The 15,365-nt window shown below is 65.1% G+C and carries 15 protein-coding genes; 5 read left to right on the top strand and 10 right to left on the bottom strand.

Translation table 11 applies throughout. The features are described 5' to 3' along the window. Positions 1-266 precede the first annotated feature (266 nt). Positions 267-1,010: a DUF2259 domain-containing protein gene (locus ASF08_RS11190; protein ID WP_056145078.1), complete on the bottom strand. Its 744-nt coding sequence runs from the start codon at positions 1,008-1,010 to the stop codon at positions 267-269. Positions 1,011-1,334: 324 nt separating this feature from the next. Here ASF08_RS11190 and ASF08_RS11195 point away from each other — a divergent pair, with 324 nt between their 5' ends. After that, positions 1,335-1,607 (top strand): hypothetical protein, encoded by a 273-nt coding sequence (locus ASF08_RS11195; RefSeq protein WP_056145082.1) that lies wholly within the window; start codon positions 1,335-1,337, stop codon positions 1,605-1,607. An 84-nt stretch (positions 1,608-1,691) separates the two neighbouring features. Here the strand turns inward: ASF08_RS11195 and ASF08_RS11200 are convergent, their stop codons facing one another. After that, on the bottom strand, positions 1,692-2,438 hold the full coding sequence (locus ASF08_RS11200; RefSeq protein ID WP_056145085.1) for an N-formylglutamate amidohydrolase: 747 nt from the start codon (positions 2,436-2,438) through the stop codon (positions 1,692-1,694). A 205-nt stretch (positions 2,439-2,643) separates the two neighbouring features. Here ASF08_RS11200 and ASF08_RS11205 point away from each other — a divergent pair, with 205 nt between their 5' ends. Continuing rightward, on the top strand, positions 2,644-3,972 hold the full coding sequence (locus ASF08_RS11205; protein ID WP_056145088.1) for a glycerate kinase type-2 family protein: 1,329 nt from the start codon (positions 2,644-2,646) through the stop codon (positions 3,970-3,972). A 40-nt stretch (positions 3,973-4,012) separates the two neighbouring features. Then, positions 4,013-4,444: a DUF1036 domain-containing protein gene (locus ASF08_RS11210; RefSeq protein ID WP_018044363.1), complete on the top strand. Its 432-nt coding sequence runs from the start codon at positions 4,013-4,015 to the stop codon at positions 4,442-4,444. A gap of 40 nt (positions 4,445-4,484) precedes the next feature. On the opposite strand, the gene ASF08_RS11215 is transcribed toward ASF08_RS11210, so the two are convergent. Together ASF08_RS11215 and ASF08_RS24720 are read right to left on the bottom strand one after the other, a co-directional pair. Then, complete coding sequence (locus ASF08_RS11215; RefSeq protein WP_082473161.1) at positions 4,485-5,882, bottom strand: glycosyltransferase family 61 protein; 1,398 nt, start codon at positions 5,880-5,882, stop codon at positions 4,485-4,487. Positions 5,883-6,019: 137 nt separating this feature from the next. Beyond that, positions 6,020-6,157: a hypothetical protein gene (locus ASF08_RS24720; RefSeq protein ID WP_156629540.1), complete on the bottom strand. Its 138-nt coding sequence runs from the start codon at positions 6,155-6,157 to the stop codon at positions 6,020-6,022. 378 nt (positions 6,158-6,535) lie between these two features. Here ASF08_RS24720 and pyk point away from each other — a divergent pair, with 378 nt between their 5' ends. Further along, complete coding sequence (gene pyk, locus ASF08_RS11220) at positions 6,536-7,972, top strand: pyruvate kinase (protein ID WP_018044365.1); 1,437 nt, start codon at positions 6,536-6,538, stop codon at positions 7,970-7,972. A gap of 5 nt (positions 7,973-7,977) precedes the next feature. Here the strand turns inward: pyk and ASF08_RS11225 are convergent, their stop codons facing one another. The 5 genes from ASF08_RS11225 to ASF08_RS11245 all read right to left on the bottom strand — a co-directional run bounded on the left by ASF08_RS11225 (position 7,978) and on the right by ASF08_RS11245 (position 13,112). Further along, complete coding sequence (locus ASF08_RS11225) at positions 7,978-8,994, bottom strand: alpha/beta fold hydrolase (protein ID WP_056145094.1); 1,017 nt, start codon at positions 8,992-8,994, stop codon at positions 7,978-7,980. Positions 8,995-9,000: 6 nt separating this feature from the next. Beyond that, a complete protein-coding gene (locus ASF08_RS11230; protein WP_156629541.1) occupies positions 9,001-9,573 on the bottom strand; it encodes a tetratricopeptide repeat protein in 573 nt (190 codons plus the stop codon). A 156-nt stretch (positions 9,574-9,729) separates the two neighbouring features. Then, on the bottom strand, positions 9,730-9,855 hold the full coding sequence (gene ykgO / locus ASF08_RS11235) for a type B 50S ribosomal protein L36 (RefSeq protein WP_003601867.1): 126 nt from the start codon (positions 9,853-9,855) through the stop codon (positions 9,730-9,732). Between the two features lie 231 nt (positions 9,856-10,086). Then, a complete protein-coding gene (locus tag ASF08_RS11240) occupies positions 10,087-11,430 on the bottom strand; it encodes an HlyD family type I secretion periplasmic adaptor subunit (protein WP_018044368.1) in 1,344 nt (447 codons plus the stop codon). Then, complete coding sequence (locus tag ASF08_RS11245; RefSeq protein WP_238253750.1) at positions 11,430-13,112, bottom strand: type I secretion system permease/ATPase; 1,683 nt, start codon at positions 13,110-13,112, stop codon at positions 11,430-11,432. Before ASF08_RS11245 ends, ASF08_RS11240 begins: the two co-directional genes overlap by 1 nt. A 533-nt stretch (positions 13,113-13,645) precedes the next feature. Between ASF08_RS11245 and ASF08_RS11250 the strand changes: the two genes are divergently transcribed. Beyond that, the gene (locus ASF08_RS11250; RefSeq protein WP_244474509.1) at positions 13,646-14,020 is read left to right on the top strand and encodes a PilZ domain-containing protein; all 375 of its coding nucleotides are present in this window, start codon (positions 13,646-13,648) and stop codon (positions 14,018-14,020) included. A 30-nt stretch (positions 14,021-14,050) separates the two neighbouring features. Here the strand turns inward: ASF08_RS11250 and ASF08_RS11255 are convergent, their stop codons facing one another. Next, a complete protein-coding gene (locus tag ASF08_RS11255) occupies positions 14,051-15,286 on the bottom strand; it encodes a DUF1501 domain-containing protein (protein ID WP_018044371.1) in 1,236 nt (411 codons plus the stop codon). Positions 15,287-15,365 lie beyond the last annotated feature (79 nt).

Below are 15,365 nucleotides of genomic sequence, written 5' to 3' on the forward strand. Positions count from 1 at the left end.
GGAGCGGAGCGATCTCATCCCAGAGATCATCGGGGAGAAGCGGTCTGGCCATGCCAAACCAACGCTGAAAGCAACGCTCGGTGCCGTTCTGTTAGGCGCTCTAAAGCCATTCTGGAAGCCGCACCGAGCGTCGCGCGCACCGGAGAAGTAGAAGCCGTGCACGCGGATGTTCTGGTCAAGCTCGCAATCCTCAACCCCGGAACATAGTGTTGCAGGCTGATTGCCCGGCGCGGCGCAAACCCGAGCGATCTCGTCAGGCGTGAGGGCTAACTGCCAATTGGAACAGCGATGAAACGCCTGTCCGGACCCTCAAAGCCCATCGAATAGACCGAGACGATGGCGACCATACCTGGCGTCATGTCGGGTGCAAAGGAGACGAGACCATCGTACTGTCTGACCACTGCATAAAGCCGATAGCCCCGCGGGCAGCCACGGCTCTCCGGCACCGCGGTATCGCGATAAACCTCGCGAGCTTTTCCATTGACGGTCAAGGTAAGGGCAAAGCCCGATACATACTCCTCGCCCAGGGCCGCGCATTTTGGCGGGGCAATACCGTCCTCGATTGTTGACAGCACCAGCTCATAGTCCTGATCGGGATCCGCCATGCCGTCACCAGGGCGGCCGAAGCGCAACTTGCGCATATCGGTGTTCAGTGCACCATCGGCATTGAGGGCAGCAATATCTACCGGTTCACCAATGTCCAGCTTGTCGAGCATGGGCTTGGCCTTGGCCCGTACGCCGGCCACTGCCGAGGCGATGCTGCCGGTCTCGTTCTCGATTACCTGACGGAAGGGGGTGCCCTCGACCCAGCTCTTGGTTTTGAGGTCGAGAACGTACAGATTGGCATACGCAAAGCCAGAACCATCCTGGATGCCGAATTCCTCGTAGGCGAAATAAGAGCCGGTGTTGGAATAGCCGATGAAGCCGATCCCGGCGCGGTCTCCGGCTGAGGCCGGCAAGGCCAGCAACATCAGCAAAACGGCCGTAAGCTTGCAGATATTGAATATCAATTCTCTGCTCTCCTAAGTCCTGGCGTCGGCAACCTGTTGACAAGGCCGAAAACCGGCAAGCGACTACCACGAAGTGATGTCGAGTCGCCATTCGTCTCGATGACAGCAATCACATTATGCCACTTGATCTCGGTGATTGCTGCTCCTCGCTCTCTTGCGTCTAGCGCATCGCGAGGCCTCAATTCAGCGCTCGCCCGGCGTCTCGCGCATGCAGGTGCCAAACCGCACGACGTTGCGGCAGGGTTCGTCCTACATCGGGGCTACACAAGAACTCACGGCCCACCGCCCTCTGACGGAGACCGCGACATTCAATAGGATCCAGTCATGAACACTCGTTTCGCTTCCGCCGTTGCCGCTGTTGCTTTGAGCCTCGGCGCCGTTGCTTCGCCTGCGCTCGCTCAGAGCTATACTGCGCCCGCGGGTATCTCTGCCTACGCGGCCCCCGGCAGTGCAGGCCGTCAGGTCGTCGCCGATGACGATTTGACCACCGGGTCGGTCGTCAGCCGCCGCAGCGTCGATTCCGCCCGCGAAGGCAACGCCGAGCAGAACAGCTTCCCGGTCTGGCAGTACGGCCGCACCTCCGGCGGCCCCCGCTAAACACAGTCTGCTCAAATGACGAAAGCGGCGGGGCGTGAGCCCCGCCGCTTTCGTATGTGCTCTCTGTTCATCACCGAATGACGGTCAGCCGGCTTTCGGCATCAGCGGTCGGAGGAGCTTGGCGAAACGCGCCGCCCATTCGATCTGGCCCGGCTCCAGGGCGATGAGATCCTGCCGGATCTCCACGAGGGCGTTGGGAAGGCCGCGCGCGATGGCGTGGCGATCGATCGTGTCGCCCGGCAGACCGCCTCCATAGGGCTCGTTGTCGCCCACCGTCAGCCCGGCCAGGTCGGCGCGCAGGCCGGCGATGAGGGGCGCACTCATCCGGTCGTCCCCGTCCCACAGGATGCCCACATGCCAGGGCCGCATATAGCCGCGCCACGAGGCCGTGAAACTGTGCATCGTGACGATGGAAGGCGGCACGCCTACCTCCGTGGCCCGCGCGACGGCCGCATCCACCGCCTCGTCGAACGGCACGTAGAAGCGCCGGATGCGCTCGTCCTTGCCGGCTTCGTCGATGCGGGCGTTGCCCGGCACCACCGCACCATCCGACAGGCGCATGACCAGCGTCGGGTCCTCGCGCCCCCGGTTGGGGTCGATGACGAGGCGCGAGAACCGCGTGAGGATGGCCGGCACGCCGAGATGCGCCGCGAGCCGCCGCGTCACGTCCGCCGCGCCGATATCGTAGGCGATGTGGCGCGCGAATTCCCGTTCCGGAACGCCGAGCTGCGCCAGATCCTCCGGTACGTGATTCGAAGCGTGCTCGCAGATGAGGAGGAGCCCGGATGCGGGATCGCCTGGGATCGTCTCGACGGGATGCGGCGGAAACATGAGGTGGTCACGGTCCTTCAGGGCCGATCGGGAGGAAATCCCCCTGGGCAGGCAGGAAACACGCCGCCGGTCGCGTCATCGCGCGCTTGCCGAGGCGGCAGGGCTCGGGCACAGCACGTATAGGCGATCGCGCCGCCACGGCAATAATCCGGCGGACAAGCAATCCGGCCCGCGCGATCGGACCTTGATGAGACACGGACACGCCATGACCGCGCCTTCACACGCCTCGCCCGCTTCCCCCCCTTCGTCCCACGATGCCGCTCGCGGCCTGCTTCTCGGTTTCCTCGACGAGGCGATCGCCGCCGCGCATCCCTCCCGCTGCCTGGTGCCGCACCTGCCCGCGCCGGGGCCCGGCCGGCTGATCATCCTCGGTGCCGGCAAGGCCGGCGGCAGCATGGCCGCCGTGGCGAGCCGGTTCTACCGGGAGCAGCACGGTGTCGACGAGAGCCGCATCGTCGGCCTGGCGGTGGCCCGCCACGGCTACGGCGAGGATGCCCCGATGATCCGCATGGTCGAGGCCGGGCACCCGGTGCCGGACCAGGCCGGCATCGACGCCACCATCGACGCCCTGAAGATCGCGGCCGATGCCGGTCCGGAGGACGACGTGCTGGTGCTGCTCTCGGGCGGCGGTTCGGCCAACTGGATCGCGCCCGCCGGCGACCTCACCCTCACCGAGAAACAGGCGGTGACCAAGGCGCTGCTGCGCTCGGGTGCGCCGATCAACGAGATCAACGCGGTGCGCAAGCACCTCTCCCGGATCAAGGGCGGACGTCTGGCCATGATGGCCCGCAACGCCCGCTCGATCCTGACGCTGGCCATCTCCGACGTGCCGCACGACGACCCGGCGGTGATCGCCTCAGGCCCGACCGTGCCCGATCCCTCGACGCTCGCCGACGCCCGCGAGATCTGCGAGCGCCGCAACATTCCCCTGCCAGAGACCGCCAAGGCCCTCCTCAACGATCCGGCCAACGAGACCCCGAAGGCGGGCGACCCCTCCTTCGCCCGGGCCGAGTACCGCATCATCGCCCGTCCCATCGACGCCCTGAACGCGGCGTCGGAGGCGGCCAAGCGCGCCGGCTACGAGGTCGTGATGCTCGGCCCCGACGTGGAGGGCGAGGCCCGCGAGGTCGCGGCGGAACACGCCGCCCTCGCCAAGGAGATGAAGGCGGCCGGCCGCAAGGTGGCGATCATCTCCGGCGGCGAACTCACCGTGACCATCGTCGGCGAGGGCCATGGCGGCCCGAACCAGGAATACGCCCTCGCCCTCGCGATCGGCCTCGATGGCGAATCCGGTATCCTCGGCATTGCCGCCGATACAGACGGCACCGACGGCGGACGCGGCGAGGCCACCGACCCGGCCGGCGGTCTCGTCGACCCGACGACGCTGGAGCGCGCCCGCGCCGCCGGCCTCGATCCGGCTGCGATGCTCGCGGACAATGATTCGACGAAGTTCTTCGCCACGATCGGCGATCTCGTCCAGCCGGGTCCCACGCGCACCAATGTCAACGATTGCCGCATCATCCTCGTCGGTTAACGGCGTGAGCCGTCGCCGTACGACCCCCTCCCCGCCGCGCGTGGGGAGGGGGAAGGTTCTCTGGCTCGCCTCTCCGCTGGCCGCCCTCTTCCTCACCGCCTCGCCCGCCCGGGCCGATCTGCGGATGTGCAACCAGACCGCAAGCAAGGTCGGCATCTCGCTGGGATATCGCGATACGCAGGGCTGGGTGACGGAAGGATGGTGGGACGTGGCGCCCAAAGGGTGTGAAACCCTGCTGCGCGGCGCTCTCGCCGCGCGGTTCTATTACGTCTACGCGGTGGACTATACCCGCGGTGGCGAGTGGAACGGCCGCTCGCTCATGTGCACCCGCGACACCGAATTCACGATTCGCGGCGTCGAGGATTGTCTCGCGCGAGGCTACGACCGCAACGGCTTCTACGAGGTCGATACCGGCGAGCAGAAGAGCTGGACGATCCAGCTCACCGACCCGAGCCAGCCGGGGGCGCCTTAAAGCTCCAATCCTGGAGGAATGTGGGTGCCTTCCGTGAAATCTAGCGCTTGAGCGTCCGATCTAGAAAGTCCGTGAAGTGAGGCAAATCAATTGTCCATTCATTCAGGGTCGGACGCTGCTCTTCGACCCAAGCGTGATAGCGATGGCCTTTCATGATCGAAATCCTGGCGTAATTGAATCTCAGTGGGTATGTTCCATCCTTGATGGGAAGCAGCTCGATGATCTTCGTGCCGGGACTTGAGAAAACAATATGCGATAATCCCGCCCCATGAGGCGACATGATTGTCTTTGCGTTTCGCGCAATGGCTATCTGGTGCCAGATTGGGATTGTCGCGAAGTCTCGAATTTCGAAGCCACGTTCTCTGGCCTCGTTTTCCACTTGGACCTCGTTGAGAAGAACGCGGCGGTCTGCGCCCCTCCTTGTGATGTAGATCTTCTCAGGTAGCGAAATATTGTTCTGCTCCGCCAACGCACTGCTTCGCTCGCCGAGTGTACCGAAGATATTGTCGAGATGGCTCCAACCGACCATTCCGCGAAAGCCGACCCGGGCTACGAGGAGGCGCTCAACGAAGACAGGCTGGCTCATCTTGTGTGCCCGTAATCCGAGTTGCAGGATGTCCAAAATATCTTTTTCGAATTTCGGTCGGTTACCGTTTAAAAGAATATGAAAGTCTTCATCGTCCATGATCTCATGGTTGCGCAGCCAGGAGAAGCCCGGCAGATAATCGATGAGCCAATGATACAGGCCTTGATTCCCTCTATTCGCAGCAAACGCCACAGAAAAATTCTGGACTTCAGACCGACTGACGGTCGGGATTGGTATCGAGTGAGACATAATAATCTCGCCCTTGTCAGTCCATATTTGACCGGAGGCGTCGGTGAAGACGTTTTTATACTCAAATACATTCGGTTGGCGTCCTTTTGACGCACGTGTGCGGAAGTTCTCTGCTAAGGCTGTGAGTCCGTCCATATGGTGACGGGGCGTCGTAGGTGCCAACGCCAGCTCGACAGATCCCCAGGTCTCGTTCTCAGGTTGTGGCAGAAAGTTGTATTCCGATGGCACGGGTTTGATGAGCGTACCCCCACCGCTTGCCTTCGCGACGAGAAGTGTCAGTTCCTGTTTTAGGGTCTTGTCTTGGAGTTCCTTGAATATGAGCTTGGTGAGGTTCAGGAAGCGTGGCTTGTCGTGAAGAGACGATGCCGCGATCAAGGACTTGGCGGCCTGGTCCGGACAGTGATAAATCGCCAGCAGCTTAATTGCCGCGACCTTATACATTGGCTCTATATCATAGTCGGGTATGGACGCCGATATTTCATCGATTATCGCCTGTGAAGGCAATTGTAGCGCCGCCTGCAGTCGCTGGAGTAAGATTTGAGGCTGCTGGATAAGCAATGCAGGATCGCTCGTTCGTTCCAGAACGTTTGCAAAGCGACCCATTTCGATGTCTACACGGCAATCTCGAACTATACGCTGAAGCTTCGAAGGTGATTTTGTAGTTTTTTCTTCGCGCACTGTTCGTGTACCCCCGAATCAGATTAAATAAGCGACGGCCGCTTCGCAGACTCCGTAGTCGGCTATTTTTTTGCTGCGACTTCTTCAGCCTTGCGTGCCTGTATGCGATTTTCTTTTCTCTCGGCCTTGCGGGCCGCGATACGTGCTGTGCGTTTTTTTTCAGCTTTCTCGGAACGTGGAGAATTTTCCGGCTTGTCCATTGATCTTCCCGGTTCTGCGAAATTCAAATCAGCTTCGTAAACCAAGCTGCCAGACTTGGCCCTAGCGGAAGCTTCCTGGTGATGTAAAGCGGACCGCATATCGTTGGAAGTGTAACTTCATGCTGGGTTGCGCACCAAGGCACGATGATCCGCCGACGCGCAGCCGCATTATGGCTTTGGATCGATCCGACTGCCAAGCTTTTCCGACGTCGCCGCTGCTCGGGGTCGGATCGTTGTTTCATTCACGATCCATACCTCAAACGCTGCGAGGGAACGGCCAAAACCTTGACGCGCGGCCCGCCCCGGTGCTTCTGGCCCCCTACCCCCAATCGGTCGTTCGAACCCGACGGGTATCCTCAAAAAAACTTGGAGACCGGAGTGAAACGCTCGCGCCGCACGAAGATCATCGCCACCCTCGGTCCGGCTTCCGACACGCCGGAGATGATCGAGAAGCTGTTCCGCGCCGGTGCGGACGTGTTCCGGCTCAATATGAGCCACCTTCCGCGCGAGAAATTGCCGGAGAAGATCGAGGTGATCCGTACCATCGAGCGCGAGTTGCGCCGGCCGATCGCGGTCCTGGTGGATCTCCAGGGTCCGAAATTGCGGGTCGCCGCCTTCGCCGAGGGCGGCGCCATCCTCGAGAACGGCGCCTCGTTCGTGCTCGATTCGGATCCGACGCCGGGCGACATCCATCGTGTCTACCTGCCGCATCCCGAGATTCTCTCCGCGCTGGAACCGGGCCACGTCGTCATCATCGATGACGGGAAGTTGCGCCTGGTCGTGACCGAGGTCTCCGAGGGACGCGCGGTGACCGAGGTCGTCATCGGGGGCAGGATTTCCAACCGCAAGGGCGTGTCCCTGCCCGACACCGTGATCCCGGTGGCGGCGATGACCGAGAAGGATCGCGGCGATCTCGAAGCCGGGCTCAATGCCGGGGCGGACTGGATCGCGGTCTCCTTCGTTCAGCGTCCCGAGGACGTGGCCGAGGTGAAGAAGGTCGCCGCCGGCCGCGCCCTGGTCATGGCCAAGATCGAGAAGCCGCAGGCCCTCACCCGCCTCGACGAGATCATCGAGATCTCCGACGGGATCATGGTGGCGCGCGGCGATCTCGGCGTGGAGATGCCGCTGGAGCAGGTGCCGGGCGTGCAGAAACGGATCACGCGCGGTGCGCGGCGCCTCGGCAAGCCCGTCGTCGTCGCGACGCAGATGCTCGAATCGATGATCACGGCACCGGTGCCGACGCGCGCCGAGGTCTCGGACGTGGCGACCGCCGTCTACGAGGGTGCTGATGCGGTGATGCTGTCGGCCGAGAGCGCGTCCGGCGCCTTCCCGATCGAGGCGATCTCGATGATGAGCCGCATCGCCGAGCAGGTGGAGCGTGACGCCCTCTACTGGACGATCCTCACGGCGCAGCGTTCGGAGCCCGACGCCACCGCATCGGACGCCATCGCGGCGGCCGCCCATCAGATGGTCGACGCCCTCAACCTCACCGCCATCATGGCCTGGACGCATTCGGGATCGACGGCCCTGCGTCTCGCCCGCTCGCGGCCCAACGCCACGATCATCGCGCTGACGCCGAAGCGCGAGACCGCCCGGCGGCTGGCCATGTGCTGGGGCACGCACCCGATCGTCACCAACGATGCCAGCGACGTGGACGACATGGCCTTCCGCGCGGCGAAATTCGCCGTGCGCGAGCGCTTCGCCGAGATCGGCGACCGGGTCATCGTGGTGGCCGGCGTGCCGTTCGGGACACCGGGCGCCACCAACCTCGTGCGGATCGCCTTCGTCACCCGCGATCACGCCGCGAGAGCCTGATCGGATCAGCGCGCGACGGGCTGCTCATGTCTCGTCGCGCCGATCCGGGTGGCGAGCCCTTCGACCGCATCCACGAGGGCGTCCGTCGCCATGTATGGCACCATGTGCCCGATGCCCGGCAGGAGAACGAGCCGGGCGCCGGGGATGAGTTTGGCGAGGGGGTCGGCATGGCGCGTCGCCGGAACGGCGGCATCCGCATCGCCGGAGACGATCACTGTCGGAACGGCGATCTCACCGTAGCGTGGAGCCTGGGCCGCCAAGGCGGAGGGCAGGCCGATCAGGTCTTCGAGATTCGCGAGCATCGTCGCGGGGCGCAGCACCAGGGCTGAGCGGCTCCGCTCGAGATAGTCCGCGGGGAGTTCCTGCGGCCGGAAGGCCGCACGGCCTGCGCGTTCCAGATAGTAGAGGCCGATCGGTGTCGCGACGGTGCGGCTGAGCAGCCATGCGACCGGAGGCTTCAGGGCGAGACGGTAGTACCACGGCAGAGGCGCCATGGCCGGAAACGGCATCGCCACAGGCGCCACCAGGACGAGACCCGAGACGACTTCGGGATGGTCGAGGGCGATGGCGGTGGCCAGGGCGCCGGACCAGGAATGGCCGAGCAGGACCACCGGGCCGGTCCCCATGCGCTCGACCGCCTGTGCGATCGCATGGCCCTGCACCGCGGGGCTTCCCCCATCACGGCCGCCGAGGCGGTCGCTCCAGCCGTATCCGGGCCTGTCGAAGGCAATGACGCGAAAGCCGTCCTGGGCGAGCCTGCGGCCGACGCCTTCCATCGGGTCGGCCGCGTTGGCGGAGGCTCCGTGAAGAAGCACGACGGTCCCCTTCGACGACGTCGTCGGGCCGGCCTGCATGGTGGCGAGCCGCCCGCCATCCACCTCGATGAAAGGCCCCTGCGGCGGAAACCGGGCGCCGACCCGCAAGGTGACGATCAGGGTGACGAGGGCTCCGGCCGCGAGAACGCTGACGATCACCCCGAGCATCGCACCCGCGATCAGGCCGAGCCAGTGGAGGAGAACCATGTCCGGTTACAGGTCCCGGCCGTCGATCTCAGGGACAAGCCGGTCGATGGCGCTCTGGAGCTTCTCCATGCGCGGATAGATGGCGGCGGCGCGGCGGAAAGCGTCCAGGGCGCGACGCTTGTCGTCCATGGACAGATAGATCCGCCCCAGCGCGGCCCAGGCCTCGTAATGCCGTGGTTCCAGCACCAGCGTCCGCTGCAGGTCGGCCACGGCGTTGGTCTGGTCGGTGAGAAGCCAGAACACCGTGGCCCGCCGGTTCCAGCCCTCAGCCCATTGCGGCTCGAGGGTGGTAGCGCGGTCCATCAACTCGACGGCGAGGGCATAGTCGCGGCCCGACATCGCCTGACGGGCACGTTCCGTGAGAAGGTCGGCGGTGGCGCTGCCGGAGCGCCCGAGGCGCTGCTCGATCAGGCGGGAGATGCCTTTGGCCTCGGCATCGTCCTCGGACGCCTTCAGCCTCGCATAGAGATCCTCGAGGCTCGGCGCCTGCACTTTCTTGGGTGCATCCTTGCCGTTTTCCTTGCCTTGTCCGGTCTCACGACCCTGGCTCTGTGGCGGCAGAGCGTCGGCTGACGACATCCCAAACGAAAAAATCGCCGCGCTCAGGAGCGCAGCGTTGAACAGAATGCCAAAATGCCGGGACAGCGTCATGAGAGCGAGCTTCCTCGCCCTTCACGCCGCCGTCAACAGGCCGGCTTGACGCGGCTGCCCCGAATTGCCGGGCAGCCCGCAGCCTCAGCCCTGACGGGCCTTGAAGCGCTTCTGCGTCTTGTTGATGACGTAGACGCGGCCCTTGCGGCGCACGAGCTGGTTGTCGCGGTGACGGCCACGGAGGGACTTGAGGGAGTTGCGAATCTTCATCGGTCTCACGTCGGCCGGGTTTGAGCCCGCCGCCTGTCCATAGGGTCTCGGGAACGAGGCACCTCGGTAAGGCGTCCTCGGCGATGGCAGTTCACGCATCGCGGAAAGGCGGTTGCCATATCAGGCTTGAGCGCCTGAAGGCAAGGTGCAACCGACCTGCCGGGGATGCGGATTCTTCAAACTTTCGCCCCGGCGCACGGCCGGGGCCTTCTCGTCCGCCGTTGGACGCCCTCAGCGCTCGCGCCAGGCCTTGGCGATCTGGTCCGTCAGGGGCTTCGTCAGGTAGGAGATGACCGAGCGGTCCCCGAGTTGCATGAAGGCCTCCACGGGCATGCCGGGCACGAGCTGGACCTTGCCGAGGCGCTCCACCTGATCCTCCGTCATGCGGATGCGCGCGGTGTAGTAGGTCATGCCGCTCTTCGGGTCCTGCGAGACGTCGGCCGAAACCCGGCTCACGATCCCGTCGATCTCGGGCGTCGTCCGCTGGTTGAAGGCCGGGAAACGTAGGACAGCGCGCTGATCGACGCGCACGTTGTCGATGTCCTGCGGCTGGATCCTGACCTCGACGATGAGCTTGTCGGCGTCGGGCACGATGAGCATCGCCGGCTCGCTGGGAACCACGAGACCGCCGATCGTATGCACCGTCAGCTGGTGGACCGTGCCGTTCTGGGGCGAGCGCATGTCGATACGCTTGAGCTGATCCTCGGCGGCGATTCGCTTCTCCACATATTCGGACCAGCGGCCACGGATCTCGGCGAGCTCCTTGCCGGTCTCGGTCCGCATGTCCTGGTCTATCTGGAAGATCTGCAGCTCGATCTCGGTGATCTTGCCCTTGGCGGATGCCGTGGAGGCGATGAGTTGCCCGCGCTCGCCCTGCAGCCGGGCGCCGTCCCGTTCCAGGGCGGTGACGCGGGAGAGCGGCACGAGGTTCTTGCCGTAGAGCTCGCGCACGCCCTTCAGCTCGGTTCCGATCAAGGCCGTTTCCCGCTCCTTGGCGGCGGCCTGTTCGGTGAGACCCTTGATCTCCTCGCCGAGCTGGGAGACGCGCTCGCGCAGCTGCGCCTTCTGGCCCTCGCGGCCGGCGACGCGGGCTTGGAACAGGCGGGTTTCGCTGTCGACCAGATGGGCGACGGACGGATCCTTCGCCTTGCGAGCCAGCAGATCCGGCGGGAAGGTGATCTCGGACGCGCCGTCGCGCTCGGCCTCGTCACGCGCCCGACGGGCTGCGAACTCATCGAGCGCCTTCAGGATGATGTCGAGATTGGCGCGGGTCTGGGTCTCGTCCAGGCGGATCAGGATGTCGCCGGCTTTCACCCGCGCGCCTTCCTTCACCCGCAACTCGCCGACGACGCCGCCGGTGGGGTGCTGCACCTTCTTCACGTCCGATTCGACCATGAGCTGGCCCGGCGCGATCACGGCACCCGAAATCATCGTGAAGGTGGCCCAGCCGCCGATTCCGATGACGAGGACGGCGCCGACTCCGATCGCGGCGGCGAGGTGACGGCGGATCGACCCGTTGGCGGTGGGCCGGATTTGAGCGGCGGGGAGTCCGGTGGGCGACAGTGCGATGGCCATCACGCGCTCTCCTGCAGGGTGGCGACGTTCGCGCCGGTACGTTGTGCGGCGACGGGCTCGGCGGCGGGAGCCGGAGTCGACCGGAGGACGCGCTTGAGCACCTCGTCCTTGGGGCCGAAGGCCTGGGCGCGCCCGTCGGCCATCATCAGGATCATGTCGACGGCGGCCAGAGCGCTGGGGCGGTGCGCCACGACGATGCAGATGCCGCCGCGCTGCCGCACCCCGACGATGGCCTGGGTCAGGGCGTTCTCGCCCTCCCCATCGAGATTCGAATTGGGTTCGTCGAGCACCACGAGGAAGGGGTCGCCATAGAGCGCCCTCGCCAGTCCGACCCGCTGGCGCTGCCCTGCCGACAGGCCCGCCCCGCCCTCGCCGATCCGGGTGTCGTAGCCTTCCGCCAGGCGCAAAATCATCTCATGGATACCCGCTGCCTTGGCGGCCGAGATGACCGCACCCGATTGGGCATTGGGATCGAACCGGGCGATGTTCTCGGCGATGGTGCCGGCAAACAGCTCCACCTCCTGCGGCAGGAAGCCGATATGTGGCCCGAGATCGGCGCTCGACCATTGGTCGATGGCCGCGCCGTCGATCCTGACCTTGCCGCGCACGGGCGGCCAGACGCCGACGATGGCGCGGACGAGGCTCGACTTGCCCGAGGCGCTCGGGCCGATGATTCCGAGCCCCTGCCCCCGCTGCAGGGACAGGCTGACATCCTGCACGACGATGCGCTGGGTTCCCGGCGGTGCGAGGGTGACGTTTTCGGCCACGAGGCTCTGCGACGGAGCGGGCAGAGCATGGGGCTGTTCGACGGCGGGCAGGCGCGCGAACAACTCCGAGAGCCGTGCCCAGCTCTGGCGCGCCTGCACGAATCCCTTCCAGTTGGCGATGGCGAGTTCCGCCGGAGCCAGGGCGCGGGCGACGAGGATCGACGAGGCGATGATGACGCCCGCCGAGGCCAGGTTGTTGATGACGAGCCAGGCGCCGAGGGCGAGCACGCCCGATTGCAGTGCCATGCGGAACACTTTCGAGCCCGCTCCGAAACCGCCCGCGACGTCCGAGACGGCCATCTGAGACTGCATGTAATCGCGGTTGGCGCCGCCCCAGCGATCGGCGAAGCGTCCCTGCATCCCCATGGCGGCCAGCACCTCGGCGTTGCGGCGCCCGGCTTCCGCGAGGCCGTTGCGACGCATGCCGTGGGCGGTTGCGGTCTGGGTCGGGGCGCGGGTCGACCGATCCGTGGTCAGGGCCAGGACCGCCAGGACCGCCGCGCCGACGAGGGCCGCGATACCGATGAGCGGGTGGAACAGGAAGCAGATGAAGACATAGATCGGCATCCACGGCAGATCGAAGAAGGCCGAGGGCCCCGTGCCGCCGAGGAAGGCACGCAACTGGTCGAGGTCGCGCAGGGGCAGCAGCCCATCGCCCGGGGTCGCGCCCTTCAGGGGAGCCCGCACGACGATGTCGAACACCCGGGCCGAGAGGGCTTCGTCCAGCGAGGCGCCGACGCGCGCGAGGATCCGCGAGCGGATCGTCTCCAGGACGCCCTGAAATCCGTAGAGGACGAGAGCGAGGATCATGAGGCCGATAAGTGTCGGAACGCTCCGGCTCGGAATGACGCGGTCATAGACTTCGAGCATGAAAAATGAACCGGTCAGATACAGAATGTTCACCAACCCGCTCATCACGGCGACGCCGATGAACGCCGTTCGGCAACTTGCCAATGCCGAAATGATTTCGGCCGATTCCCGCCCCTTAGCCACTGCCGCCCCCGCCGTCGCGTTCGATTGTCAAGTTTAGTGTGAATGGTAGTCTGCGATACCGTTTGGGAACGGCGGCCCGACACTCGCCTCCTTTATAAGAAAAGCGTGAAGTCGAGAACTCGAAAACATGCTGCTGCGGTTGGATTATGGCCGTCTGTGTCCGGAGGGCCCATCTCTCGCGACATATGCCCCCGGCTCTCGCCGCCTCAGGGGGGGATGAACCGCTTCTTCCCCCCCCCGAGACGTGGCCTTCGTATTCGGAAGAGGAAACGATGCGGTCGGCACAGGTGGGTGGTCGACGACTTGCTAGCGCGTGTCGGCTGCTGAGCCCGTAAAGAAACCCCGAGCAAGCATGGTCCGTAAACGTTCTCGGCCTATGGTGGTGCGAGAAACGGTGAAGCGCCGGAGCGTCTTACGTGCGGTCGGACAAAGAAACGGAAACGTCTCCAGAGCCGGTGTCACGGCGCGAGGACCGTAACTCGACGAACTGGATAGCCAACGTTCGGCTTCCCGATGGTCGGGAAATCCCATGCACCGTGAAGGACGTCTCGAAATCCGGCGCCAAGCTTGGTATTCCAGCCTACCACGCGCTGCCCGAGTCGTTCCTGCTCCGCATCATCGGCCGGGACTTCGTCTGCATGGTGAAGCTCGCCTGGAGGCGCGGCGACTATGTCGGCGTGAGGATCGAGCGCGTCGGCAAGGTGGCGCCACCGCGCGTCCGGGACGAGCCGCCGCAGCCGGTGGCGACCTCCTTGGACAAACCGGAGGCGATCGACGAACCGGGTGGCGTCGGTATTCCTTCGCGCAGACGGAAACCATTGTCCTTCTGACGCGGGATCGAAGTGGTCTCCGTGACCGCGTCAGGCCCGGATCAGGTCCCTCATGCCGGGCGCTTTCTCGCTGCCGGGGAAGACCTTCTCGGAAAGAACCTTCTCCTCGAAGCCGAACTGGTCGATCAGCAGGCCCTTCATCACGGCGCGCAGATCCATCGTCGGAGCGAGATCGCGGCCTTCGAACAGGGCGCTTTCCTTGAGGCTCGGCCAGTCGGCGATCACCCGCCCTCCCGCCACCGCTCCACCGACGAGGAAGGCGACCGTGGCCGTGCCGTGATCCGTGCCGGACGAGCCGTTCACATGCACCGTGCGGCCGAATTCGGTGACGATCAGCACCGATGTCTGGGCCCAGGAGGCACCGAGCCCCTCCTTGATCGCCGCCATGCCGGCATCGAGGGAAGCGAGGTTCTTGGCCAGGCGCCCTTCATAGGGGCCTTGCGAAGAGTGGGTGTCCCAGCCGTCGAAATTCATCACGGCGATGCGGGGGCCGGTCACCGGGGCCATGAGCGAGGCCGCGGCGCGGGCGGCCGAGGCGAAGCTGTTGGGGCCCTTCAACGGCTGCTTGCCCATCGCCGCCATGCTGGGATCCGAAGCGATGAAGTCGTCGACCTGCACGCCCTCCCTCAGAGCATTGGCCAGGGCCTGGTCCTTGTCGTCGTAGAGGGCCTGAAGCCGCATCAGCGTATCGGCCGAGGCGTAGGGCAGAGTCTGTGGCTGCCATGTCTCGACCTGGGCTGGACCGCGAAGGATCAGCGGTGTCGTTGCGCTCACGGAGAGAGCCTTGGCCGGCCTCAACTCGATGCCCTTGGCCTTGGGAATGAGCGAGAGCGCGCGGTTGAGCCAGCCGGTATCGACTCCGGTACTCGATCGCGTCATCCCGTTCTCGAGGACCTCCTGCGCGTCGAAATGCGAGCGGGCGCGGTAGGGGGTGGCGACGGCATGGAACAGCGTGGCCTCGCGCTTGGCATAGAGATCCGCCAGGTTCGGCATCGCCGGGTTGAGCGAGAACAGCGGGTCGAGCCGAAACGGCGTATGCGTCGGGGACAGCTTGAAGTCGGAGCGGATCGCCGCGAATTGCGGATCGCCCACCGGCATCACCGCCGAGAGGCCGTCGAGGCCGCCGCGCAGCACCACCACGAGGAAGCGCGGGTCGCGGCCGGACGCGGCCCAGACCTTGGGCACATAGGGCCATGCGAAGAGGGCGCCGGCACCAAGCAGCAGGTTGCGGCGCGTCGGCAGGTGGGCGTGTTCCTGAGGGTTCATGGGGTCATCGCCTCTCGACCGGCTAAGCAGGTTTCGCAAAAGTGGTCATCGGTTTTGCGCCTTGAAACCTGCGACATTC

This window comes from Methylobacterium sp. Leaf85, assembly GCF_001422125.1.
Lineage (GTDB): Bacteria > Pseudomonadota > Alphaproteobacteria > Rhizobiales > Beijerinckiaceae > Methylobacterium > Methylobacterium bullatum.